Genomic DNA, 22,989 nt, shown 5'->3' on the forward strand with positions numbered 1-22,989 from the left:
GCTCCTCCACCGACTGGACCCCCGCACATGACGAACCTCCTGCCCACCTCGATCGTCGGCAGCCTGCCGAAGCCGTCCTGGCTCGCCGAACCCGAGCGTCTCTGGTCCCCCTGGCTGCTGGAGGGTGCAGCGCTGGTCGAGGGCAAGCAGGACGCCCTCCGGGCCGCGGTGCACGAGCAGGAGCGGCGGGGCATCGACATCGTCAGCGACGGCGAGCAGACCCGCCAGCACTTCGTGACGACCTTCATCGAGCACCTCGACGGCGTCGACCTCGACCGCAAGGAGACCGTCCGGATCCGCGACCGCTACGACGCGGCCGTCCCCACCGTCGTCGGTGCCGTGAGCCGTCGGAAGCCGGTGTTCGTCGAGGACGCTGCCTTCCTCAGGGCCCAGACCGACCGGCCGATCAAGTGGGCGCTCCCCGGCCCGATGACCATGATCGACACACTGTCCGACCAGCACTACAAGAGCCGCGAGAAGCTGGCGTGGGAGTTCGCCACGATCCTCAACGAGGAGGCGCGGGAACTCGAAGCCGCCGGCGTCGACATCATCCAGTTCGACGAACCGGCGTTCACCGTCTTCCACGACGAGGTGCAGGACTGGGGCGTCGCCGCACTCGAACGCGCTGCCGAGGGCCTCCGCGCCGAGACCGCCGTGCACATCTGTTACGGCTACGGCATCGAGGCGAACAACAAGTGGAAGGAGACGCTCGGAGCCGAGTGGCGCCAGTACGAGCAGTCCTTCCCGCTCCTGCAGCAGTCGTCGATCGACATCGTCTCGCTCGAGTGCATCCACTCGCACGTCCCGATCGAGCTCGTCGAGCTCATCCGCGGGAAGAAGGTCATGCTCGGCGCCATCGATGTCGCCACCGAGACCGTGGAGACGCCGGAGGAGGTCGCCGAGGTGCTGCGTCGGGCGCTCGAGTTCGTCGACGCCGACAAGCTCATCCCGAGCTCCAACTGCGGGATGGCCCCGCTCGCACGTGGCGCTGCGCTGGACAAGCTGAGCGCGCTCTCGGCAGGGACGGACATCGTGCGCGCGGAACTCGCGAAGGCCGCCGTCCCCGCTGGGCGCTAGGCCGTCCGACCGACGAGTCCAACGCTCGTCGCGCGGCGCCCACGCTCCACAGCGCCCCGGCAACGAGCACGGCCGCGCAGAGAACCACCGCGAACACGTCGTCAGCCCGCCCGGTCGCGACGGCAGCAATACCGAGGGCGATGGCGCCACCGGCAGCGACACCGGTCGGCAGGACTGCAGCACGGTGCCCTCGGCGCCACGCCGCCTCATCCCGCATCGTCGCTCGCGTGCGAACACCGACGAACTCGTTCCGACCGATGACGCCTCGCGCCGGCAACACGACGAAGACCACGCTCAGTACGGCAGCGGCCATCTCGACGAAGACCACCGTCTACCCCTTTCCCCGACCGGCCAAGCGGCCGACGTGACCAGGTCCGCACGATCCGAAGGTGCCACGTCCCGACTCGATGGACCGTTCGCGGCTCTGGGCAACGAACCACGCGATCGGCCCGAGGATCGGCATGAAGAGGACGACGAGGATCCACACGAGCAACCGCCGACCAGCGGGCGACGGAGATCGGACCAGCGAGACGAACGCTGCGAGAGCCAGCAGGGACGCGACGGTGGACACAGCCATCAGCACACCGTCGAGCGCTGTCGGGATGAGTGGGTTCATGGGTCACTCCCAACGGTTGGCGGTGATTCCGCCGTTGCCCTTCGCGCTGAGGCGCTGGATCGACGAATACGTGCTCCAAGCGATCGATCCCCAAGGCGTCGGGACGCCACGCTTGACGACGACCTTGCACTTCGCGGTGGCCTGTCCGCCACTGATGTAGCCACTGCTCTTCGACGTCCTCACCTCGGTGAAGGGCTGGACGTTCCTGACGACCGTGCACGAGTAGCCGAGCATCTTCGTCGCGGTCGCGCCGCTGTACTCGTACGACATCGACACCTTCGTCTCGGTGAGCCTGATCCCGGCGAACGCGAACCACTGCGTACCCCAGGACGATCGCGACGCCGCTCTCGCCCCGCCCTCAGCGCGGTCGTCATCCTGCGCGCTCAGGGATGGTTCGACCGCTCCCCATTCGAAATTCCCGCGCGTGCGAACAGTGCCCGGGCCGAGCACCTTCGCGCCAGCGGCCGCGGTGACTGCCGACGCCACAGCCGGATCCAAGAAGTACGAAGCAAGCTCGAGGCGCTGATCAGCGCTGAGCCGGTCGAAGGTCGCGACCTCTGATGCAGCTCCTGAAGCCACGAGGTCGGCGCGGATCGCCGACAACACCGCAGAGGGCGTTCGCGGAGCGGTAGCGCCGTCGGTGTCGAAGGGCTCCGCTGCCTGCGCCGGGGCGGAGCCGATGGCGGAGGTTGCGACGATGGCGCATGCTGCGCCGATCGAGGCAACCAGTTTGGTCGTCGTTCGCTTCACGAGAGCTCCCCTTGGTTGTCCGGCTCCGCCGGTACGGCGTCGGCGGCCTTGCCGACGACGAGCAGTCCACCATGTGATACTTCAGAATGTCAACAGAGCGGTGCGGGGTCCGGTCTCCGCGAGCTCCCACAGGTTTCCGGATCGCACGACCGCTTGAAGACGGGCAACCGCGGGCGGTCATGCTGGAACCAACAGCGGCGCGACGGACGCGAGCCGCGCCTCCAGTCCGGGACTCCGATGTGAAGCCGGGGGCTGCGCGCTCGAATCGTGCGGTTTGCTCAATGTAGGCTCTCGGAGGCGAAACGACACTTCCGCAGCACGGCGGCGCCAGGGGTGAGGGAGCCAGGATCAGTACGCGCGTCATGCAGCAGATCGAAGGACGGTTCCGTCCCGAGATCCAGGCCCTCCGGGCGATCGCCGTCGTCGCGGTGGTGCTGTACCACCTGTGGCCGAACCGGCTGCCCGGCGGGTACGTCGGCGTCGACGTGTTCTTCGTCATCTCCGGGTTCCTCATCATCGGCCACCTGCTGCGCGAGACCGAGAAGACCCGGTCGGTCGACGTCTTCGCGTTCTGGGCACGTCGCGTCCGACGGCTGCTTCCCGCGAGCACACTGGTGCTCGTCGCCACCGCGATCGCGACGCTCATCTGGGTGCCGCAGGTCCAGTGGGTGCAGTACTTCCGGGAGTTCGCCGCGTCTGCCGTCTCCCTGCAGAACTGGCTGCTGTCCGCGGCGAGCGTGGACTACCTCGGCGCGGACAACGCAGCGTCGCCGGTCCAGCACTTCTGGTCGCTGTCGGTCGAGGAGCAGTTCTACATCGTCTGGCCGTTGATCGTGCTGGGCGTGCTCGCGTTGCCCAGGCGCCGTCGTCGGATCAGCACGGCGCGGCGGGTGTTCTTCGTCCTGACGGGGATCACCGCGGTGAGTCTCGCGCTCTCGATCGTCATCACGATCACGTCCCCGTCGACCGCCTACTTCGACACCACGACCCGCGCCTGGGAGATCGGGCTCGGTGGGATCCTGGCCTTCCTGACCTACGGTCGACACAAACCGCGCCGGGTCCTCGCGGCCTCGATGAGCTGGGCCGGACTGGCGATGATCGCGGCCGCGCTCCTCTTCTTCACCGCAGCGACGCCGTTCCCCGGCTGGACCGCTCTGCTCCCCGTGGTCGGGACGATGCTGGTCATCGCCGCGGGCATGCCGCACATCTGGTGGTCGCCGACGCACATCGCCCGGCTCCCGCGAGTGCAACGGCTGGGCGCGGTCTCCTACTCGCTGTACCTCTGGCACTGGCCGATCCTGACGATCGTGCCCTTCGCCATGGGCCACCCGCTGGGCTTCAAGTCGAAGCTCGCCGTGATCGTCCTCTCACTCGTGCTCGCGGTCCTCACCAAGCGTTTCGTCGAGGACCCGGCCCGCACCATGCCGGCACTCACGCGCCGCCGACCGCTGGTCTCCGTCGTGGCCGGTGTCGCCACCGCGGTGCTCGTCCTCGGGATGTCCACGTCCGTGGCGACCGTCACCGACGCGACGAACGATGCACGTGCCGATGCGATGCGCCACTCGCTGCGCGAGAAACGGCCCTGTACGGGCGCGCTCGTGGTCGGTAACCCGGACTGCACGAACCCGAACAAGCCCACGGCACTCACCGACCCGAGCGTCGCCCGGAGCGACATCGGCAAGGGCGTGGCCGTCGTCGACCCGTGCAAGCAGGGCCTGACCCAGACCGAGGTGATGACCTGCCGCGTCGGTGACACGGAGCACCCGGTCAAGCGGATCGCACTCGTCGGGGACTCGCACGCCGGTCAGTACGTGGTGCCGCTCGACCGGTACGGGAAAGCACACCGCATCGAGTTCGTCACCTACCTCAAGAGCTACTGCGCCGGCCTCGGGATCCCGGGCATCGCCGCGGCGAAGAACGGGCAGCCCGCCACGGTCAACAGCTGCGCCACCTGGGGTGCCTCGGTCCAGCACGACATCCTCGCCTCGCCCGACGTGCAGTCCGTCGTCTTCACGAACTTCACGCCCTCGTACACCGCGGCCCCGGCACCGTGGCGGTCGCTGACCGCCGGCGACTTCGAGTCCGTCTGGAAGCCGCTCCGCGACGGCGGCAAACAGGTCGTGGCGCTCCGGGACGACCCGATCTCCGCCGAGCCGAACGTCCCGCAGTGCGTTGCAGAGCACATGGACGAATCGGACCCCTGCACGACACCGCTCACCCGGGCGCAGCTCGCCGCCGACAGAGACCCGATGGTGCAGGCGGCCGCCGCCACGGACGTCCCGGTCGTCGACATGGCCGACGTGTTCTGCACCGACGGCACCTGTCATTCCGTCATCGGCGGACTGGTCGTGTACTTCGACCGGCACCACATGACGGCCGCCTTCGCGGAGACCACCGCGGACATCGTGGGACCTCGGCTCGACAAGGCGACCGACCCCGGACACGAGCGGTGACCGGATCGTCGTGATCTGCGACCACACCCCGCGATCACGGGGTGGCCGAGCCGCCGTCCGGCGGGGGAAGATCAGCGGGTGCCGAACACCCCCCGCCGACTGACGACCGCTGTCCTGCTCGCCGGCGCGGCGCTCCTCCTGACCGGCTGCACCGGTCACAGCACCGGGAACAGGCTTCCCGAGGGCTACTCGGAGTGGATGTCCCAGATGTCCTCGCAGTTCGACGACGCCCAGGGCGGAGGCGGCGGACAACTCACCGTGAGTGACGAGGACAAGGGGAAGGCGGAGGGGATCATCGAGCTGCAGACGAAGCTCGCTGGCCCGTACGACGTCCTCGCGGTCTGCCGCTCCACCAAGGCCCTGCACCTCACCATCCGCGACTTCACGGAGCGGCACGACGAGAACGGGTACTCCAGCGACCAGCAGTCGGTCCTCGGCCAAGCCGACATCGACTGCGGCTCCACAGCACGCATCCCCATCGACGTGCCGAAGGGCCGAGACGGCATCGAGCTCGACGCGACCACGACCGACACCTCCGGGCGGGCGCTGTTCGACACGTTCGTCGTCGCGCGAGGGGCGGACCGCTGACCTGCTCGGCCGTCTCGGTGGTCGGTCCGCAGCCGGATCTGCGGCGCGGCCGCTCCCGGCACTACAGTCGGCTCGTGCCCGACAGGATCATGTTCGTCCAGCTCAAGACCGGCTACGACACCGACGCGGGTCCGTCCTGGATCGCGCGGGTCAGCTTCTCGAAGTCGTGGTCGACGGTGTCCTTCCACGGGCGCACGCTGCGGCGCGTGACCGGCACGGCCTACGCCAACCACGACGCCAACTTCGTCGACGTCGACTCGGGCGAGGGGTACTGGATCTCGGGCCCCAAGCGCGACCAGACGGACACGCGCTACCGGCACGGAAGGCCCACGATCGAGGAGGACGCGCGTGCCGCGTACGAGGCGTTCCTCCGCGGCGGGGCGCTGCCGGGGCGGGAGCGCGGCTGATCGGCTCGGCCAGTCGCTCTTCGTGGCTGGCGCTCAGGGGCCGTCGTCGAGCGTCGCGCTGATGAACGCCTCGACGCATGCGCACATCGCCTCGTAGGCCTCGTCCTCGTCCGCGAACGCGAGTGCAGGCTGTTCCAGTTCGCCCTCGACGAAGCTCCCCGCATCGACCCAACCGCCGGTCCAGATGACGATCTCGAACTCGTCGGAGCCATGCCACAGGCGGAGTCCCAACGATTCCGGGACTTCCACGGCCGATCGGTCGTCGACGATGGGCTGCGGCCACTCTGCGTTCTCATCGCGCCAGGTCACCGGGCCCACCTGAACCGACTGCTGCCACCGCTGCAGGTCGGGCAGCAGTCGGGAAGCCAAGCCATCCAGGTCGACGAGGTGTTCCACGCTCCTGATCATCCATGTCCAGGAGGCACGTGTCCAGCGTGCGAGGAGGACTCGCCGCGGCGCCAGCAGCTCCCGCCGAGGACGTTCTCGTCAACCTTGCCCCCCCCAGCTGCGCTCCTGTGGATCCCAGAAGCCACCGAGGACAGCGAACCTGCGAAGATCGCTGCGTGACGAAGGGTGGCGGAGCCGAACCTCCGGACGTCGGAGATCGTTCCGGTCGACAGCCGAGCGATGACCCGTGGTCGCGTCGGATCGGGCCCGAAGCGACGCTGATTCGTCGCACCGTCGTGCGCTCGAAGAACGCGGCGCGGGTGTTGCTCGCCGCCTACGTCGCAGCGCTGCTCGTCGTCTTCGGCGCACAGGGCTTCAGGTCAACGGGCGAGCGGATGCTCCCGAACGTCCTCCTCTTCGGGAGCATGGTGCTCGTGATGATCTGTGAGGCCGTGCTGATCGTCCGTCAGCAGCGCTCGACGACGCGGCTCCGGCGGCAGGTGAGTGCCGTGCTCTCGCGAGGCACCAGCGAGCATCGCGACGTCATCACGGACGACCAGCTACTCGACATGACACGGTTCGACCAGTGGACCGCTCGGTACGGGCTCCGGTGGTTCGACGGCACGGTTCCGTCCCTCGGGGTGGGATCGCATGGGTGAGCCGAACGCATAGTCGTCAGTGTTGGATTGCGCCCGGACCTGACGATGTCGCCGCTTCCGTCGGCGACGCCCAGTGACCTGCGCTGCTCCCCTCGGTTGCAGCCGACGCTCGCCGGCCACGCCGAAGCCGACGGCCCTCCGTCCGGCTGCCGTGGTCTGCGGGCATGCGTCGAGACGCTCCGCCAGCTCTGCCGCGCAACCGGCCATCGAACGCTACGGCAGAGCGTCAGCGGAGCCTGCTTCGGCGATCAGGCACTCGCGGATGGCAGCCACATCCCGCAGCCCCTGACCCCAGTCGTGGACAGTCGTCTGCAACAGTGGCTTGACGACCAAATCGACGTGGACGCCCTCAGACATCGGATACCAAGTGAGGGTCAAGATCTCTCCCCACGTAGCCCAATTCATGCGCCGTTTCAGTACGATCTCGGCCGATGCTTCCCGAAGCACACGGAATTGAGGAGTGCGATGAAGAGCCGCGCGGAGCATAGGACCTACATCAGCCTCTGATACACCGTACAGATTGAATCCAGCACGCGCGCGAGCGAGCCGATCTCGCGCGTGTTCGCCGTCGCTCATGGCCCCTCTCACTCGTCGGCCGGTTCCTGAGATGTTCGGCGCCGTCGCCAGTCTTGCCTACTTCCGCAAAGCTCGAGTTTCATCGTAAAGGAGTGCGGATATGCCGAGGCTGATCATCAGCGTCATGTCATTCCTCCACTCCCGGTCCGAGGAACTCGGCGGTTGGGTAGGCCCGCTCAGACGCAGCACGATGAAGACTGCAGCCCGGAGAATCATCGGGGCCACTCGGCACTCTTCGTCGACGACGACAGCGAAGAACGGCAGCTCTTCGAGCCGTTGGCACACGGACTGACCCCCGCGACGAAGGCCCCCACCAGAACATGCCGGTGGGGGCCTTCTCGCATGGCCTGGTCGGGACGGTACAGGGGTCCCGTTGTCTCAGCAGGTGGTGCCGGTGTCCTTGAACGTGATCGAGAAGTTGCCCGTGGACCCGAGTGACGAGACTGAGTCCAGGTAGGGTGTCCCGCCGTCGCATTGCGTCATGATGTCCTTCTGCAACACCGTGTTCTGCGTCGGCCCCGACCCGAGGTTGTACGTCGTGGCGCTGGTCCCGGGGCCGTTCTCGAGTGCGAACTGGTTGCCGCTCGTGGGGATGGTGCCGAACGGTTCGAGCATGCTGGTCCCGCCGTTGTAACCGTGGCGCTCCAAGATCCACTCTCCCTGTTGCGCGAGCGTGGAGACCTTGCTGCCCATGTCCTCGATGCCGGAGACACACTTCTTCTCGGACTGCGAGCAGATGCCCCAGTAGAGCGCGTTCTGCGTTGCGCTGAAGATGGCGTAGCTGGAGACAGCGTCGCCGCCCGCAACGGTGTAGTTGTTCACGATCTGTTCCTGCTCGTGGGGGTACACCTCGTAGAACCCGTACGTGCCGCTCGGACCGATGCCGAGCGCACCCGGACCACTGTAGGAGACGGTGCCGTCCTGGATGAGCGAGTCGGTCGCGTTCGTCACCTTGTGGCCGGAACCGATGCCGACCCACTGCGACACGCTCAACTGATTCACGCCGTGCGTTGGGGCCGGCGGCGACGGAACGGTCCACGAGCCTGAGACGCTGGAGTAGTACTTGTGGTTGTAGTCGACGCCGTCTCGCTCGTACCCCGACCAGTTGGTGTAGTAGCCCGTTGTGCTCGCTTGCGCCAGGGTCTTCGCGCCTGAGGACGGAGCGGGCGCCGAAGTCACCTCTTGCGGCTTGCTCGCGGGGACCTTCGCGCCGCAGTCCATCTTCTGCACCCACGTCGGGTTCTGGGCGAGGATCGCTGTAACTGCACGGGGCACCTGCGCCGCGAGCGACGGGTCGGCGGCCAGATCCGCTGGTCGGAAGAGCGCCTTTGCGCCGTGTTCGGCAACTGCCGTCGGATTGGGCGCGACCGTCTGCATGCCTCCTGCGCAACCGCTGGAGGCCGCGATGCGCGGTGCTGCAACCGCAGTACTCGTCGCATTCGCGGCGCTCACTGGTCCGATGACCAGAACGATCGTTGATGCCGCGACCAGCGCGGCGATCATCTTCTTCACGTGCATTCCCCCCTCGCGAAGGCACCGTGCCCCCTGGCGATAGTGGTACCGCAATGGAACGGTCCACGACAAGGGAGCCGAGATGAGAACCGCTACAGGGTGGATCGTGCGGGGCGACATGTGTGCCGTACCGTTCTCATCATGCGGTCGGGTCGGGAAATCGCTGCTGCGCTGACGATCAGCGTGGTCCTCCTCGGGGGCGTCACCGGGTGCAGCGTCACGGGGTGCAGCGGCGCGCGGCAGTCCACGGCAAGCATCTCCGTCCAGGCGACTGCGTGGTCATCCGCCCATCCAGGGCACACCCTGTCCGTCTGCCTCGACGACACATGCAAGGACATCACCACGGACGACTCGATCACGACCTCGTCGTCCGAACCGTCTGGCCATGACTTCCAGATCACGGCGACCGACACGATCACCAAGGAGCAGGTCAGCCGCACCACGTCGCATCTGTCCGTGGGACAGGAGAAGACGGCATGCGGGGATGTTTCCTACCCGACGGGCACGATCACGATAGGCAGTGACGGAGGGCTGCGCGTCACGTGACGAGCAGGCCGCCCATCGTTGCACGTGTGAGCCGCCATCCAACCTGTCCTGGACAGGCGCGGCTCGGCCCCCGCGCCACGAGGTCTATGTCCGGCGCTGCTGCCGGATTGCTTGTCCTGATACGAGCAGAGTCTCAGTAGACGATCCGCTAGCGGACGTCGCCGTTGGCCGCGAGCCACGTCAACACGGCAGCCTCAATATCCACCGCTTCTTCCGCGTAATGATCGATCAGCAGGCCATGCATGCCAGCGGAACGTGCGCCAGCGAGGTCATGCGCCGGGCTGTCGCCGACGAAGAGACAGTCGAAGGCGTCGACGCCTACCTTGTGCGCCAAGGTCAGGAAGGCCCGTTCGTCGGGCTTCTGGAAGCCGATGCCCTCGGAGACGCAGACCGCGTCGAACGCGCCGGCGAGACCAGTGCGAGCGAGCTTGTCGAGCTGTTGCTCCTCGACACCGTTGGTGAGCAATCCCAGGCGATACCCCCGCCGATGAAGCTCTTGCAGCAGCGACAAACTCTCGGGGAACGCCCGCCAAGACGCGCGATAGGCGGTCAGGTAGTCGTCGAACAACGAGTCCAAGCCTTCGCGATCCGACGGAGGTCGGTATCCGAGCGGCGGCAACACGGTGCGAAGACGCTCGCGTCGTTGTTCCTGGAAACTGAGCTCCCCGGACCGCCACCGCTCGAACTGCTCGTCCTCAGCGGCGAACCACGACTCCAGCGCAGGCGCCGTCGCGGCCACCCCCAAGCTCTCGAGGAAGTGGGTAGCACCCGCTCGCGCTGACCCCCTGTGATCGAACAGGGTCCCGTCCAGGTCGAAGCAGACTGCTCGCAATACCCCCACGCGCCCAGACTAGAACTCGTCACGTCCGGACCCGATCGGCTGCCGGATTGGGTTGCGCTGAGTCCGTTGCCGCGACCGAGGCACTGCCTCTCTGGGGTCGTCCTGCTGCGCTGGCTGCAGGCCGCTTCCGTCTCACAGAGGTGGTCCGCGATCCTTCGCCGTGAAGGGTGCGTCATGCGGACGCTTCGCGCGAGCTGCCAGGTCTTGGGGTTGCGCGGAGAGACCGTGGCGACCCTAGCCCGCGCGGGACGGCGACAAGTTGTATGCGAAGGAAACAAGTTGTGTGCGCAGCGACAACCTGTCAGCCGCCATCCAACCTGTCCTGGACAGGCGCGGCTCGGCCCCCGCGCCACGAGGTCTATGTCCGGCGCTGCTGCCGGATTGCTTGTCCTGATACGAGCAGAGTCTCGCTAGACGATCTTCCAAGAAGACGCCGCTCAGCCTCGAAGGATCCATACGACGAGCGACACAGCCGCGACCGCACCGGCGAGCACGAATCCGAGCCCCAGCCATCTCGTCAGCTCCACGGTGAACTGGCCTCCCCAGAACTGGCCCTGCACCTTCCGCGAGAATCGAGCGATCGGCTCGGGGAAGAGGAGAAGGGCGCTGCCCCAACAAAGGGAAACTATCGCCACCAACCCGACCCAGAGAGCACCCACTCGGCGGACGCTACTCGCAAACCGTCCCGGCCACCGATCGGCTATCGGGACGATCAGCGAAGGCGTTCGCTGCCTATGGTCGCTTCTGTAGCAAGTGGGCGTCAGCGAGCTCCGGCGCTGCCACTGCGGGCGCCTGCACGGCGCACGACCAAGAAGCCGATCGTGGCTGGGGCTGCGAGGAGTGCAAAGTTCAGGAAAGCGCCGAAGGCGATCACGAAGGACCGCTCGGTGCGCGCCGGGTCGTCGCCGGGGAGGTTGCCGATGATGAGGAGTACGCAGATCGGCACCGTAAGCGCAACAAGCCAGAAGACCCCGGCTGCGATGCCCAGCAGGAGCGCCAACTTTCGTGAACGGCTCGCTGAAGCCCCAGGCTGTCGTCGCACGCTCGCCATGGAATCAGTCGGCGCCTGGAAGGTTCGTCTCCTCTGGAATTGAGCGATCGGCTACCGAGGCGGTCCTACGGGGTCTTGAGAGGCGACACGGACGACTGGGCTCGCGAGTTGTCTCGATAGCCGGTCCTCCAGTGGCGCCGCGGTGCTTGCGGGCGGCGCTGGACCTCTTCGGCCCCGCTCTCCAGCCAACCCCCGCCCATATGGGTGGTCCGCGAACGATCTCAGTGCACGCACGCCGTACGGACGCCTCGCGACGCACGAAGGCTGAGCTCGGCCCTCGTCGGCGTCGCCGCTCCCTGCTGCCAAGTAACGAGTCCATCTGTGCATTTCAGACACGTTGCGTGGCAGTTGGACAAGTTAGCTGGCGGACGACACAAACTGTCGGCCGCCGACTAACCTGTCCAAGACCGGCGCGGCGAGGCCGCCGCTAGGAGGTCGATGTCCGGCACTACTGCCAGATTGCTTGTCCTGATACGAGCAGAATCTCGAAGGACGATCGTGCACCGAGACCTTCACCGTCAGCCATTGACTCAGCCGAGGCAGACATTCAACGGGCGGAGAGGACCAACGTCAGTGAGAGTTGGTCCTCTCCCTTCGAGTTACCGCCAGGCGCGAATCGCGGGCCTCGCTAGAACAGCGAGTTCAGCTCGCCGTAGTCGATGGCCGGCATCAAGGCCCCGTACGTGCCAGCAGTCAGCAACTCGGTAGCGGCCGATCGAGCAATCTCGTACGCGGCCTGCGCCATGCCCGAGCCGACGCTCACGCGGGCCACTCCGAGGTCTGAGAGCTGCGCGGCGTTCAGGGAGCCGGAACCGACCATCACGTTCAGCGGGCCGTCGATCGCCTCAGCCAGCGCCCTGATCGTGTCGGCGTCGCCAACTCCGGGTACGAAGACACCATCTGCTCCTGCTTCGAGGTACCGATGCGCCCGCTGGAGGGCTTCAGCGAGGCGCTGCTCCGGCGCCACCAGGCCGGCGAGGTACACGTCTGTCCGCGCGTTGACGAACATCGGCACCCCAGCACGATCAGCTGCACGTCGAGCCGCGCCGATACGAGCTGCCAGCTCTGCTGAGGGCAGTGCGCCGTCCTCGATGTTGATGCCGACTGCACCAGCTTCGAGAACTGCGTCGACCGTGTGCTCAACGCCGGCTGCGTCATCGGCGTAGCCGGCTTCGATGTCAGCGGTGACCGGCACGGTCACCGCGCCCGCGATCCGAGAGATTGCCGCGACGGCCTCCTCGCGTCCGAGCGCGTTGCCGTCCGCATGACCGAGCGACCACGCGACACCCGCGCTGGTGGTAGCGATGGCTGGCGCACCCGCGCTTTCGACGAGTCGGGCACTTGCTACGTCCCAGGCGTTGGCGAGAAGGAGTGGCTGGGCGGGGTTCGAGTGGAGAGCGCGGAAGGCGGTTGCCTGCGTGGTTCTGTTGTTCACCTCCTCAGTTCAGCGGAGTCACGGTTGCGTTTCTGGCGGATATCGGACGACGTGTTCGGCCCTACAGCGGTCTCAATAGCCGATCGGCCAGCGAGCCGGTGGGACCAGGGCTGCTGAGATCGACAGGCCCTTCGTACGGACTGCCAAACAACCTGTCCTACTCCGTATTTCAGGACACGTTGCGTGACAGCTGGACAAGTTGACTGGCGGACGACACAAACCCCTGCCGTGGCAAGTCCACGCATCTCGAGAACATCCTGTGGAACGCCACCGTGATCGTTCCCGACCCCTCGCGCGCACCTGGGTGCGAGGAACTCGCGCCGCACTATTCCGACGCAACCGCCACGCGTGTCTTCCCCTCAGCCCCAGAGCGCATCGCTCCGGGCTCGAGGTCGCTGGCCCCCTGCACCCAATTTTGGATGACGACGCCCAGAGTCGTTCCTCACACCGGCATCGATTCGCAATGTTCGATGCGAATACCCGATGATGGGTGCGATCCAACACGAACGCCCCGCCGGCCGAAGCCGACGGGGCGCCCCTCGAGTCAGACCGGACTCAGAAGTCCCAGTCCTCGTCCTCCGTGTTCACGGCCTTCCCGATGACGTACGACGACCCCGACCCCGAGAAGAAGTCGTGGTTCTCGTCCGCGTTCGGCGACAGGGCCGACAGGATCGCCGGGTTCACGTCCGTGATGTTCTTCGGGAACATCGGCTCGTAGCCCAGGTTCATCAGCGCCTTGTTGGCGTTGTAGTGCAGGAACTTCTTGACGTCCTCGGTCAGCCCGACCTCGTCGTAGAGGTCCTGCGTGTACTGCACCTCGTTCTCGTACAGCTCGAAGAGGAGCGAGAACGTGTAGTCCTTGAGCTCGTCACGCTCGGCCTGGGTGACCTGCTCGAGCCCCTTCTGGTACTTGTACCCGATGTAGTACCCGTGCACGGCTTCGTCGCGGATGATCAGGCGGATCAGGTCGGCGGTGTTCGTGAGCTTGGCGCGCGAGGACCAGTGCATCGGCAGGTAGAAGCCGGAGTAGAACAGGAACGACTCGAGCAGCGTCGAGGCGACCTTGCGCTTCAGCGGGGCGTCGCCCTGGTAGTAGTCCATCACGATGGACGCCTTCTTCTGCAGGTTCGGGTTCTCCTCGGACCAGCGGAATGCTTCGTCGATCTCGGGCGTCGACGCGAGGGTCGAGAAGATCGACGAGTAGCTCTTGGCGTGCACGGACTCCATGAACGCGATGTTCGTGTAGACCGCTTCTTCGTGCGGGGTGAGAGCGTCCGGGATGAGCGAGACCGCACCGACGGTGCCCTGGATGGTGTCGAGCAGCGTCAGACCGGTGAAGACGCGCATGGTCATCGTCTGCTCGGCAGGCGTCAGCGTGTTCCACGACTGGACGTCGTTCGACAGCGGCACCTTCTCGGGGAGCCAGAAGTTGTTGACGAGGCGGTTCCACACCTCCACGTCCTTGTCGTCCTGGATGCGGTTCCAGTTGATCGCCTGGACCCGATCAATGAGCTTCAGCTTCTCGACCAACGCACGTTTCCTTCAAGTGATGGTGACTGGGTGACGGACTGGAGGCGCGGTGCGCGCTGGCACCGCGCCTCCAGTCCAAGGGTGATCGCGTGAGCGATCAGAGCATGCAGCTGACGCAGCCCTCGACCTCGGTGCCCTCGAGGGCGAGCTGGCGCAGACGGATGTAGTAGATCGTCTTGATGCCCTTGCGCCATGCGTAGATCTGCGCCTTGTTGATGTCGCGCGTGGTCGCGGTGTCCTTGAAGAACAGCGTCAGCGACAGGCCCTGGTCGACGTGCTGCGTCGCCGCGGCGTACGTGTCGATGATCTTCTCCGGGCCGATCTCGTACGCGTCCTGGTAGTAGTCCAGGTTGTCGTTCGTCATGAACGGCGCCGGGTAGTAGACGCGACCGAGCTTGCCTTCCTTGCGGATCTCGATCTTCGACGCGATCGGGTGGATCGACGACGTGGAGTGGTTGATGTACGAGATCGAACCGGTCGGCGGGACGGCCTGGAGGTTCTGGTTGTAGATGCCGTGCTCCTGGATGGACGCCTTGAGCGCCTTCCAGTCGTCCTGCGTCGGGATCGCGATGTTCGCGTCGGCGAAGAGCTGCGCCACGCGGGCGGTCGCCGGCGTCCACGCCTGGTCGGTGTACTTGTCGAAGAACTCGCCCGACGCGTACTTCGAGTCGCGGAAACCGTCGAAGGTCTCGCCCGTCTCGATGGCGATCTTGTTCGACGCGCGCAGGGCGTGGAACAGCACCGTGTAGAAGTAGATGTTCGTGAAGTCGATGCCCTCTTCGGAGCCGTAGTACACGCGCTCACGAGCGAGGTAGCCGTGCAGGTTCATCTGGCCGAGGCCGATGGCGTGCGACTTGTCGTTGCCGTCCTCGACCGAGCGGACCGACGAGATGTGCGACATCTGCGACACCGAGGTGAGGCCGCGGATCGCGGTTTCGATGGTCTTGCCGAAGTCCGGCGAGTCCATGGTCAGCGCGATGTTCAGCGAACCGAGGTTGCAGGAGATGTCCTTGCCGATCTCGTTGTACGAGAGGTCCTCGTTGAACGTGGTCGGCGTGTTGACCTGCAGGATCTCCGAGCAGAGGTTGGACATGTTGATCCGACCCTTGATCGGGTTGGCCTTGTTCACCGTGTCCTCGAACACGATGTACGGGTAGCCCGACTCGAACTGGATCTCGGCGATGGTGGTGAAGAAGTCGCGCGCCTTGATCTTCGTCTTCTTGATGCGCGGGTCGTCGACCATCTCGCGGTACTTCTCGGTGATCGGGACGTCACCGAACGGGATGCCGTAGACCTTCTCGACGTCGTACGGCGAGAAGAGGTACATGTCCTCGTTGTTCTTCGCGAGCTCGAACGTGATGTCCGGCACGACGACACCGAGCGACAGCGTCTTGATGCGGATCTTCTCGTCGGCGTTCTCGCGCTTGGTGTCGAGGAACCGCATGATGTCCGGGTGGTGCGCCGACAGGTAGACGGCACCGGCGCCCTGGCGTGCGCCGAGCTGGTTCGCGTAGGAGAAGCTGTCTTCGAGCAGCTTCATCACGGGGATGATGCCGGACGACTGGTTCTCGATCTGCTTGATCGGGGCGCCGGCCTCGCGTATGTTCGACAGGAGCAGGGCGACGCCGCCGCCGCGCTTCGAGAGCTGCAGCGACGAGTTGATGCCGCGCGAGATCGACTCCATGTTGTCCTCGATGCGGAGGAGGAAGCAGGAGACGAGCTCGCCGCGCTGCGCCTTCGCGGTGTTGAGGAACGTCGGGGTCGCGGGCTGGAAGCGGCCGGCGATGATCTCTTCGACGAGGTCGATCGCGAGCTGCTCGTCACCCTGCGCGAGGCCGAGGGCGGTCATCACGACGCGGTCCTCGAAGCGCTCGAGGTAGCGCTTGCCGTCGAACGTCTTGAGCGTGTAGCTCGTGTAGTACTTGAACGCGCCGAGGAACGTCTGGAACCGGAACTTCTTCGAGTACGCCAGGTCGTTGAGCTTCTGGATGAAGTCGAGCGAGTACCGCTCGATCGTCTCGCGCTCGTAGTACTCGTTCTCGACGAGGTAGTCGAGCCGCTCCTTCAGGTTGTGGAAGAAGACCGTGTTCTGGTTGACGTGCTGCAGGAAGAACTGCTTGGCAGCCTCACGATCCTTGTCGAACTGGATGTTCCCGTCCGCGTCGTAGAGGTTGAGCATCGCGTTGAGGGAGTGGTAGTCCATCCCCGTCTGCGGCGACGTCAGATCGACGTCTGCAACTGCTGCGTCCAAAATGCATCCAATCCTGAGTTGACCGCCTGTACGTCGTCAGGCGTGCCGAAGAGTTCGAAACGGTAGAGGACGGGGACGCCGCACTTCTGCGCAATGACGTCCCCTGCGAGGCCGTACGCCTCGCCGAAGTTCGTGTTCCCGCCGACGATCACACCGCGGATGAGCGAGCGGTTTCGTTCGTCGTTGAGGAACTTGATGACCTGCTTCGGGACCGCTCCCTGCCCGTTGCCGCCACCGTAGGTGGGGAGGACCAGGACGTACGGCTCGTCCACGTGGAGGAACGGGTCGTTCGGGTAGAGCGGGATCCGGTCCGCGTCGCGGCCGAGCTTCTCGACGAAGCGTGCGGTGTACCCGGACACGCTCGAGAAGTAGACCAGTCGGCTCATGGTGCCCCTCCGGGAGAGAAGGTGCGGACAGACGGACCGTGGGGTGTCCGTGGGTGGTGCACCGAGCCTCCTGAACGAGCTCGGGTCACCACCCGCGGACGTGGGGCGCGTTACGCCAGTTCGGCGCTGAGCGTCGCGATCTTGTCGGGACGGAAGCCCGACCAGTGGTCGTCGTCGGTGACGACGACGGGGGCCTGCAGGTAGCCGAGGCTCTTGACGTGCTCGAGCGCCGCTTCGTCGGTGGAGACGTCGTGGACCTCGTACTGGATGCCCTTGTTGTCGAGGGCCCGGTACGTCGCGGTGCACTGGACGCAGGACGGCTTGGTGTAGACGGTGACGGCCATGTTCTCCCCTGTTTTCTGGGCCTCGTTCAGGGCCCGACGTTCTGGTGCGGTACTGAGGACGACGCTACTACATGTTGTGCCAGGCGAACCCGTCGACCACTAGAGAAAGTGTTACACGCCTGTAGTTTCCACAACCCGATCCACAGCGCGGGCATTCCGCGAAGCCCGGTTTTCCGCCACTCTCGCACCGGCCACCGACACTCCTCCACAAGCTGTGGAGGAAAGTTCTCGACACCGCTCCTCGGCGTGTCTGAGAACACCGGTTCCGACTGCGTGAGCCACACCTCCCCCGGACGGGTGACAGCCCCTCCCGTCCGGTCCGTACACTCGATCCGTGAGCACGTACGGACCCCTGCTGAAGACCCCCGGAGTCGGTCGTGTCATCGCCGCCCAGCTCACCGCGCGCTTCCCGTTCGGCATGCTGTCGCTCGCGTACCTGCTGCACGTCGAGCACGTCTTCCACTCGTACGGCGCCGCGGGCCTCGTCCTGGCGACGACGAGCGTCGGCCAGGCACTTGCCGGTCCGCTCACGAGCCGGTGGATGGGCAGCTGGGGCATGCGTCCCGTGTTGGTCCTCACGAGCCTCGTCGCACTGGCGAGCATGGGCGTCATCGCGTTCGTGCTCATGCCGCTGTGGGCGTACGTGGTCGTCGGCTTCATCGGTGGGCTCGCGGTCCCTCCCGTGCAACCCGCGGTCCGGACGATCTACCCGAAGATGGTGACGTCGTCGCAGCTCACGCCGTTGTTCTCCCTCGACGCGAGCGCGCAGGAGCTCATCTGGGTCGCCGGGCCCGTCATCACGACGTTCGTCGCGACGCAGATCGGGACCGTGCAGGCGATCGTCCTCGCGATGGTGTTCCTCGTCGTCGGGGGCGCGTGGTTCATCGGCTCCCCCGAACTCGGCCGGGTCCGCATCCCGCGCTCGAAGCGGGCGTTCGGCGTGGTGCTGCGGCGCCCCTCGGTGGTCGTGGCCACCCTCACCGGCCTGCTCCTCATCGGGGCGTGTGCCGCGGTCGAGGCGAGCGTCACGAGCGTGTTCGGCGAGGGCAGCCCGAACGCCGGCATCGTCCTCGCGGTGTTCGCCGTCGGCTCGCTCATCGGCGGTCTGGCGTTCGGCCACCGCCCGATCTCCCCGAACACGCTGTGGACGCGTATGGCGATCGTGTTCGTCGGACTCGCGCTCGCGGTGGGTGGCACGAACTTCTGGTGGCTCTGCTTCGCGCTCGTGATCGCGGGTGCGGGCATCGCGCCGGCCCTCGCGGTGATGTTCGGCTCGGTGTCGGCGACGGTGAAGTTCTCGGACACCGCCGAGGCGTACGGCTGGATGGGTACCGGTCAGCTCATCGGCGCGGCCGGCGGTTCCGCGGTCGCGGGCTTCCTCATCGATTCCCACGGGCCGACGGGCGGGCTGATGGTGGGTGCCGTGGCGGCGCTCGTCGGGGTGGTCCTCCCCCTCGTGACGAAGCGGTGGCTCCCCGACCTGCGTGGGCGTGACGCGAGCCCCATCCCCGACACGGAGCCGGTCAACCTCCCCACCTGAGCTGCCCGGGTGCGCGTGCCCGGCCGGCCGTGACCGCCGACCCCGAACGACATCGTCGCTGTCGCACGACGTCGACAACGTCGCACCGCGCCCCGACACCGGTCGCCGCGACCGCCGACCCCGAACGACACCGTCGCTGTCGCACGACATCGACAACGTCGTTCGGCGCGCCCGACACCGCCCGTACCCGCGCCCGCCGACCCCGAACGACATGTTCGCTGTCGCACGACGTCGACAACGTCGTTCCGAGTCGGCAGCGCCGACACCCCACCCCGCCACCACCCCTGGAGGCGCGGCGCACCTCCCGCAGCATCGGCAGGATGGGTGCATGGTCACTGCAGTCCCCCTCCGCGACGGTCGGAGCATCCCCGCGATCGGCTTCGGCGTCTACAAGGTCGGCGCCGACGAGGCTGCGACGGCGGTCGGTCTCGCGCTCGACGCCGGGTACCGGCACGTCGACACCGCCGAGATGTACGGCAACGAGACCGGCGTGGGGAAGGCGATCCGCGCCTCCCGGGTCGAACGTGACGACGTCTTCGTGACGACCAAGGTGTGGAACGACCACCAGGGGCGCGACGCGACCCTGCGGGCGTTCGACGGCAGCCTCGAGCGACTCGGCCTCGACGCGGTCGACCTGTACCTCATCCACTGGCCGGCTGCAGCGAACGACCGCTACGTGGAGACCTGGCGCGCCCTCGTCGAGTTGCGCGCCTCCGGCCGGGCGCGGAGCGTCGGGGTCTCGAACTTCCAGGTGCCGCACCTCGAACGGATCATCGGCGAGACCGGTGAGGTCCCCGCCGTGAACCAGGTCGAGCGTCACCCGTGGTTGCCGCAGCGCGAGCTGATCGCGTTCCACGAGCAGCACGGCATCGCGACCGAGGCGTGGTCGCCGCTCGGTCGGGGCCGGCTGATGGAGGAACCGGTGCTCACGCGCATCGCGGAGACCCACGGGGTGAGCGTCGCGCAGGTACTCGTGCGGTGGAACGTGCAGCAGGGGGTCGTGGTGCTCCCGAAGTCCGTGACGCCGTCGCGGATCCGGTCGAACCTCGACGTCGAGGGGTTCGAGCTCACCGACGACGACCTGACCGCGATCGCGTCGCTCGAGTCGGGGCAGCGGACGGGCTCCCACCCGGACGCCGTGTCCTGACCGGGGCGGTTCGCCGGACACGCGCAGCAGCGCGTCCGTAGGTTCGATCTGTGAACGATCCTCAGGGCACCGCACGAGCGCACCTCCGACCCGACGAGCACCTGTACTGGGCCGGGACGAGCGACACCGCCAAGCTCTTCTCGGGCCGGGACGCCTTCCTGGTCCCGTTCTCCCTGCTGTGGGCAGGGTTCGTCCTGTCGTCGTTGGTCGAGGACGCACGGCACGGACGGCTCGGTCCGGAAGCGTTCGTCCTGGTGCCCTTCGCGTTCATCGGCCTGCACCTGGTGTTCGGCAGGTTCCTCGTGAAGCACCACCGCAAGCGGACGACGGTGTACGCGGTGACCGACCGACGAGCCCTGGTCATCACGACGCGGGGCTCGCGCGAGGTCCCGGTCGGCCGGACGGACCGGACGATCACGTGGAGCGGCGGTCGACGGCACTGCTCGGTCGAGTGGAACACCGGCGACCCGACGGGCCCCGGCGCGTTCTTCGGGGGTGGCGCGGCCGCCCGGGTGTACGCGAACACCGGGCTCGACGGTCTGTTCGGTCCGCAGGTGTTCGCGTTCTGGGACGTCCTCGACGGCGAGCAACTCGTGCGCGAGCTCGACCGGGCCGCGGGTTAGCCCCGGCGGTCCTCCTCGGACTGCCACGGCAGGTGCAGGTCGCCGGGTTCGGGCTCGACGTCACCCGCATCGTCGGCGCCGCCCGTGCCCGGGGCAGCGACGACCCTCGACGGGTCGATGCCGTCGGCCTGCAGGTCCGACCGGTCGCGCTGCTCGGTCTGCGACGCCACGGTCTCCCGCTCGCTCGACGGGCTGTACGCCGTGTCGGCCGCCCGCTGCTCCCGTTCCCCGACGCCGGCACGGTCGTCGTCGTGGGAGGCGTCGCGCAGCGCGTCCGAGCGGGCGCGGTCGTCGGACGGCTCGGGCCCGGGAACGTTCGGTGTGGTGTCGTCGCTCATGCCCGGAACGGTAGGCCGTGTGCCCTGCGTACCAGTTCGGTCACGAGGCTCGCCCTGGTGCGCGGCCTCTCGCTACGATCTCGGCGAGGGGGAACGATGCGAGGAACACGCGCCGCGACGACGGCGGTCATCGGCACGGTACTGACGGGGCTCTTGCTCACCGGGTGCACGGCGCTCGACGGGGACCACAGCGTGCCGAAGCCGACGCGGCAGGCTGCCGAGGACGCCTCTGGTCAGACGCCACAGCCGGACCCGACGCTGCGCACCGCGGGGACGAAGCAGGCCGTCCCGACGGGGACGGTCGTCGCCGAGACGGACGCCGTGTCGAAGAGCGGCGAGACGAGCATCCACGTTCGCGTCGTGGCTGCCGCTGGTGGCACCTTCGACGCGCAGCTCTCCAGGTACCGGACGACCGAACCGCAGCCGATGCTGATCGAGTTCCGGCGGACGGCGAAGTACGGCGACTACTGGGACGACGAAGCGGTCGCCGCCACCACCTGGATGCCGAACGCCGACGCCCCCGCGACCGTCGACCTCTCGCGGGCCGGCTCGGATCCGGACTGGCTGCACGACGTCGTGCTCGTCCCCGCGCCGTCCGGCACCGACGACGACTCCGAGCGGCCCTGGGTCGGGACGGTCCTGGCGATCGGTGCGCTGTCGTGGAAGATCCCGGATCCGTTCCCGGACCTCCACGTCACCCTCGGGAAGGACCGTCCCGGAGCCTACGGCTTCGTGTTCGACGGAGCCGGCAAGCGCCTCACCGACAGCGGGACACCGGCGACGTACCAGGTCGCGCACGGCGACGACCAGACGACCGTCGCCAAGCGGTTCGGGATCTCGATCGCGGAACTCCGCTGGCTCAACCCGACCATGAGGGTGCACGACGACGGCTGGATCTACGAGGACACGACGCTCAACCTCGATCCGGCAACGCGCTGAGCCCTCGGGCGTCGGTGCGGTCCGTTACGGTTGACCAGCACTCGCCACACGCAGGAGGTCCCACCGTGACGATCGTCGCCGCAGCAGACGGCTCAGCCCTCGGCAACCCCGGCCCCGCCGGCTGGGCATGGTACGTCGACGACGACCGATGGGCCGCCGGTGGGTGGCCGAACGCCACGAACAACCAGGGCGAACTCACCGCCGTCCTGCAGCTGCTCCGCGCCACGAAGCACACCGGCGAACCGCTGCACATCCTCTGCGACAGCCAGTACGCGATCAAGGCGTGCACGGAGTGGCTCGCGGGGTGGAAGCGGAAGGGCTGGCGGAAGGCCGACGGCAAGCCCGTCCTGAACGTCGAGATCATCAAGGAGCTCGACGCCGAGCTCCAGGGCCGCAAGGTCACGTTCGAGTGGGTCCGCGGGCACGTCGGGCACGAGATGAACGAGGCAGCGGACGTCCGTGCCCGCGGCGCGGCGACCGCCTACCAGCAGGGCACCGAGGTACCGCACGGGCCGGGGTGGCCCGGGGTGGAGGTCACCGAGCCCGAGGCGCTGCCCGAGGCGACACCGCCCGCCACCCTGTTCTGAACCAAGGGCGCCCGAACGAAGGGCAGCCCGAACCGAGGGCAGCCGGAACCAGGGGCAGCCCGAACCGAGGGGTAGCCCGAGCCAAGGGCAGCGGGCGACGCGCGACGGTCAGTAGGTCCCGTCGCGGCGGTCCTGCCGCGTGATCTGCTCCCCCGAGGCGGGGTCGATGCCCGACCGGGTGGTGGTCGTCGTCCGACGTCCGCCGAACGCGACGGCCAGGCTGATGATGAGCAGGACGACGCCCGCGGCCATCAGGATGTAGCCGATCAGCCGCAGGTCGATGCCGGCGAGCTGGATGTTGAGCGCGAACGCCACGATGGCGCCGATGACGATCAGGGCGATGCTCGATCCGATACGCATGGTGACGGGGTCCTTCCGGTCGTCCGAGCCGGGCTGCTCGGGCTGG

General features: G+C 67.2%; 24 protein-coding genes and 1 pseudogene. 11 read left to right on the forward strand and 14 right to left on the reverse strand.

Going from position 1 to position 22,989, the window contains the following annotated elements:
- The first annotated feature begins 27 nt into the window (after nt 1-27).
- Nucleotides 28-1,077 (forward strand): methionine synthase, encoded by a 1,050-nt coding sequence (locus tag ACTJKO_RS05445; protein WP_440686475.1) that lies wholly within the window; start codon nt 28-30, stop codon nt 1,075-1,077.
- 64 nt (nt 1,078-1,141) lie between these two features.
- Here the strand turns inward: ACTJKO_RS05445 and ACTJKO_RS05450 are convergent.
- The 3 genes and pseudogenes from ACTJKO_RS05450 to ACTJKO_RS05460 all read right to left on the reverse strand — a co-directional run.
- A pseudogene (locus ACTJKO_RS05450) lies at nt 1,142-1,390 on the reverse strand (SdpI family protein); the annotation flags it as partial.
- Between the two features lie 18 nt (nt 1,391-1,408).
- On the reverse strand, nt 1,409-1,693 hold the full coding sequence (locus ACTJKO_RS05455) for a PLD nuclease N-terminal domain-containing protein (protein WP_440686477.1): 285 nt from the start codon (nt 1,691-1,693) through the stop codon (nt 1,409-1,411).
- A 3-nt stretch (nt 1,694-1,696) separates the two neighbouring features.
- The gene (locus ACTJKO_RS05460) at nt 1,697-2,443 is read right to left on the reverse strand and encodes a hypothetical protein (RefSeq protein ID WP_440686479.1); all 747 of its coding nucleotides are present in this window, start codon (nt 2,441-2,443) and stop codon (nt 1,697-1,699) included.
- Nucleotides 2,444-2,805: 362 nt separating this feature from the next.
- Here ACTJKO_RS05460 and ACTJKO_RS05465 point away from each other — a divergent pair, with 362 nt between their 5' ends.
- The 3 genes from ACTJKO_RS05465 (at nt 2,806) to ACTJKO_RS05475 (ending at nt 5,891) form a co-directional block, all read left to right on the forward strand.
- On the forward strand, nt 2,806-4,896 hold the full coding sequence (locus ACTJKO_RS05465) for an acyltransferase family protein (protein WP_440686481.1): 2,091 nt from the start codon (nt 2,806-2,808) through the stop codon (nt 4,894-4,896).
- A gap of 78 nt (nt 4,897-4,974) precedes the next feature.
- Entirely contained in the window at nt 4,975-5,484 is a 510-nt protein-coding gene (locus ACTJKO_RS05470) for a hypothetical protein (RefSeq protein ID WP_440686483.1), read from the forward strand.
- A 74-nt stretch (nt 5,485-5,558) separates the two neighbouring features.
- Nucleotides 5,559-5,891, forward strand: coding sequence for a hypothetical protein (locus ACTJKO_RS05475; RefSeq protein ID WP_440686485.1), 333 nt, complete (start codon nt 5,559-5,561; stop codon nt 5,889-5,891).
- Between the two features lie 33 nt (nt 5,892-5,924).
- Here ACTJKO_RS05475 and ACTJKO_RS05480 read toward each other — a convergent pair whose 3' ends face one another.
- Entirely contained in the window at nt 5,925-6,287 is a 363-nt protein-coding gene (locus tag ACTJKO_RS05480; RefSeq protein ID WP_440686487.1) for a hypothetical protein, read from the reverse strand.
- A 287-nt stretch (nt 6,288-6,574) separates the two neighbouring features.
- Between ACTJKO_RS05480 and ACTJKO_RS05485 the strand changes: the two genes are divergently transcribed.
- Nucleotides 6,575-6,937 (forward strand): hypothetical protein, encoded by a 363-nt coding sequence (locus ACTJKO_RS05485; RefSeq protein WP_440686489.1) that lies wholly within the window; start codon nt 6,575-6,577, stop codon nt 6,935-6,937.
- Between the two features lie 954 nt (nt 6,938-7,891).
- On the opposite strand, the gene ACTJKO_RS05490 is transcribed toward ACTJKO_RS05485, so the two are convergent.
- Nucleotides 7,892-9,016, reverse strand: a complete 1,125-nt coding sequence (locus ACTJKO_RS05490) for a G1 family glutamic endopeptidase (RefSeq protein WP_440686577.1) — start codon at nt 9,014-9,016, stop codon at nt 7,892-7,894.
- Nucleotides 9,017-9,166: 150 nt separating this feature from the next.
- Between ACTJKO_RS05490 and ACTJKO_RS05495 the strand changes: the two genes are divergently transcribed.
- Complete coding sequence (locus tag ACTJKO_RS05495; RefSeq protein WP_440686490.1) at nt 9,167-9,571, forward strand: hypothetical protein; 405 nt, start codon at nt 9,167-9,169, stop codon at nt 9,569-9,571.
- A gap of 148 nt (nt 9,572-9,719) precedes the next feature.
- Here ACTJKO_RS05495 and ACTJKO_RS05500 read toward each other — a convergent pair whose 3' ends face one another.
- From ACTJKO_RS05500 to nrdH, 7 genes are all read right to left on the reverse strand, one after another.
- Complete coding sequence (locus ACTJKO_RS05500) at nt 9,720-10,412, reverse strand: HAD family hydrolase (RefSeq protein ID WP_440686492.1); 693 nt, start codon at nt 10,410-10,412, stop codon at nt 9,720-9,722.
- A 760-nt stretch (nt 10,413-11,172) separates the two neighbouring features.
- Entirely contained in the window at nt 11,173-11,412 is a 240-nt protein-coding gene (locus ACTJKO_RS05505; RefSeq protein WP_440686494.1) for a hypothetical protein, read from the reverse strand.
- Between the two features lie 679 nt (nt 11,413-12,091).
- Nucleotides 12,092-12,898, reverse strand: a complete 807-nt coding sequence (locus ACTJKO_RS05510) for an isocitrate lyase/PEP mutase family protein (RefSeq protein WP_440686496.1) — start codon at nt 12,896-12,898, stop codon at nt 12,092-12,094.
- A gap of 555 nt (nt 12,899-13,453) precedes the next feature.
- The gene (gene nrdF, locus ACTJKO_RS05515) at nt 13,454-14,428 is read right to left on the reverse strand and encodes a class 1b ribonucleoside-diphosphate reductase subunit beta (protein WP_440686498.1); all 975 of its coding nucleotides are present in this window, start codon (nt 14,426-14,428) and stop codon (nt 13,454-13,456) included.
- Between the two features lie 97 nt (nt 14,429-14,525).
- Complete coding sequence (gene nrdE, locus ACTJKO_RS05520) at nt 14,526-16,631, reverse strand: class 1b ribonucleoside-diphosphate reductase subunit alpha (protein ID WP_440686500.1); 2,106 nt, start codon at nt 16,629-16,631, stop codon at nt 14,526-14,528.
- Between the two features lie 17 nt (nt 16,632-16,648).
- A complete protein-coding gene (gene nrdI / locus ACTJKO_RS05525; protein WP_440686502.1) occupies nt 16,649-17,065 on the reverse strand; it encodes a class Ib ribonucleoside-diphosphate reductase assembly flavoprotein NrdI in 417 nt (138 codons plus the stop codon).
- Nucleotides 17,066-17,175: 110 nt separating this feature from the next.
- Nucleotides 17,176-17,409, reverse strand: a complete 234-nt coding sequence (gene nrdH / locus ACTJKO_RS05530) for a glutaredoxin-like protein NrdH (protein WP_022904483.1) — start codon at nt 17,407-17,409, stop codon at nt 17,176-17,178.
- Between the two features lie 334 nt (nt 17,410-17,743).
- Here nrdH and ACTJKO_RS05535 point away from each other — a divergent pair, with 334 nt between their 5' ends.
- The 3 genes from ACTJKO_RS05535 to ACTJKO_RS05545 all read left to right on the forward strand — a co-directional run bounded on the left by ACTJKO_RS05535 (nt 17,744) and on the right by ACTJKO_RS05545 (nt 20,719).
- The gene (locus ACTJKO_RS05535; RefSeq protein WP_440686504.1) at nt 17,744-18,949 is read left to right on the forward strand and encodes an MFS transporter; all 1,206 of its coding nucleotides are present in this window, start codon (nt 17,744-17,746) and stop codon (nt 18,947-18,949) included.
- 328 nt (nt 18,950-19,277) lie between these two features.
- Entirely contained in the window at nt 19,278-20,096 is an 819-nt protein-coding gene (locus ACTJKO_RS05540) for an aldo/keto reductase (RefSeq protein WP_440686506.1), read from the forward strand.
- A gap of 50 nt (nt 20,097-20,146) precedes the next feature.
- Nucleotides 20,147-20,719: a hypothetical protein gene (locus ACTJKO_RS05545; protein WP_440686507.1), complete on the forward strand. Its 573-nt coding sequence runs from the start codon at nt 20,147-20,149 to the stop codon at nt 20,717-20,719.
- Here the strand turns inward: ACTJKO_RS05545 and ACTJKO_RS05550 are convergent.
- Nucleotides 20,716-21,057 (reverse strand): hypothetical protein, encoded by a 342-nt coding sequence (locus tag ACTJKO_RS05550; protein WP_440686509.1) that lies wholly within the window; start codon nt 21,055-21,057, stop codon nt 20,716-20,718. The genes ACTJKO_RS05545 and ACTJKO_RS05550 overlap by 4 nt on opposite strands.
- A 96-nt stretch (nt 21,058-21,153) precedes the next feature.
- Here ACTJKO_RS05550 and ACTJKO_RS05555 point away from each other — a divergent pair, with 96 nt between their 5' ends.
- Together ACTJKO_RS05555 and ACTJKO_RS05560 are read left to right on the forward strand one after the other, a co-directional pair.
- On the forward strand, nt 21,154-21,996 hold the full coding sequence (locus tag ACTJKO_RS05555) for a hypothetical protein (RefSeq protein ID WP_440686511.1): 843 nt from the start codon (nt 21,154-21,156) through the stop codon (nt 21,994-21,996).
- Between the two features lie 65 nt (nt 21,997-22,061).
- On the forward strand, nt 22,062-22,583 hold the full coding sequence (locus ACTJKO_RS05560) for a ribonuclease H family protein (protein WP_440686513.1): 522 nt from the start codon (nt 22,062-22,064) through the stop codon (nt 22,581-22,583).
- A gap of 108 nt (nt 22,584-22,691) precedes the next feature.
- Here ACTJKO_RS05560 and ACTJKO_RS05565 read toward each other — a convergent pair whose 3' ends face one another.
- The gene (locus ACTJKO_RS05565) at nt 22,692-22,943 is read right to left on the reverse strand and encodes a DUF6458 family protein (RefSeq protein WP_440686515.1); all 252 of its coding nucleotides are present in this window, start codon (nt 22,941-22,943) and stop codon (nt 22,692-22,694) included.
- Nucleotides 22,944-22,989 lie beyond the last annotated feature (46 nt).

Source organism: Curtobacterium sp. 22159, from assembly GCF_052045775.1.
Lineage (GTDB): Bacteria > Actinomycetota > Actinomycetes > Actinomycetales > Microbacteriaceae > Curtobacterium.

Coding starts and splice junctions, on each gene's coding strand:
- ACTJKO_RS05565 (WP_440686515.1), bottom strand. CDS start 22,943: ATGCGTATCGGATCGAGCATCGCCCTGATCGTCATCGGCGCCATCGTG.
- ACTJKO_RS05555 (WP_440686511.1), top strand. CDS start 21,154: ATGCGAGGAACACGCGCCGCGACGACGGCGGTCATCGGCACGGTACTG.
- nrdI (WP_440686502.1), bottom strand. CDS start 17,065: ATGAGCCGACTGGTCTACTTCTCGAGCGTGTCCGGGTACACCGCACGC.
- ACTJKO_RS05540 (WP_440686506.1), top strand. CDS start 19,278: ATGGTCACTGCAGTCCCCCTCCGCGACGGTCGGAGCATCCCCGCGATC.
- ACTJKO_RS05490 (WP_440686577.1), bottom strand. CDS start 9,016: ATGATCGCCGCGCTGGTCGCGGCATCAACGATCGTTCTGGTCATCGGA.
- ACTJKO_RS05550 (WP_440686509.1), bottom strand. CDS start 21,057: ATGAGCGACGACACCACACCGAACGTTCCCGGGCCCGAGCCGTCCGAC.
- ACTJKO_RS05455 (WP_440686477.1), bottom strand. CDS start 1,693: ATGAACCCACTCATCCCGACAGCGCTCGACGGTGTGCTGATGGCTGTG.
- ACTJKO_RS05465 (WP_440686481.1), top strand. CDS start 2,806: ATGCAGCAGATCGAAGGACGGTTCCGTCCCGAGATCCAGGCCCTCCGG.
- nrdE (WP_440686500.1), bottom strand. CDS start 16,631: ATGGACTACCACTCCCTCAACGCGATGCTCAACCTCTACGACGCGGAC.
- ACTJKO_RS05495 (WP_440686490.1), top strand. CDS start 9,167: ATGCGGTCGGGTCGGGAAATCGCTGCTGCGCTGACGATCAGCGTGGTC.
- nrdH (WP_022904483.1), bottom strand. CDS start 17,409: ATGGCCGTCACCGTCTACACCAAGCCGTCCTGCGTCCAGTGCACCGCG.
- ACTJKO_RS05445 (WP_440686475.1), top strand. CDS start 28: ATGACGAACCTCCTGCCCACCTCGATCGTCGGCAGCCTGCCGAAGCCG.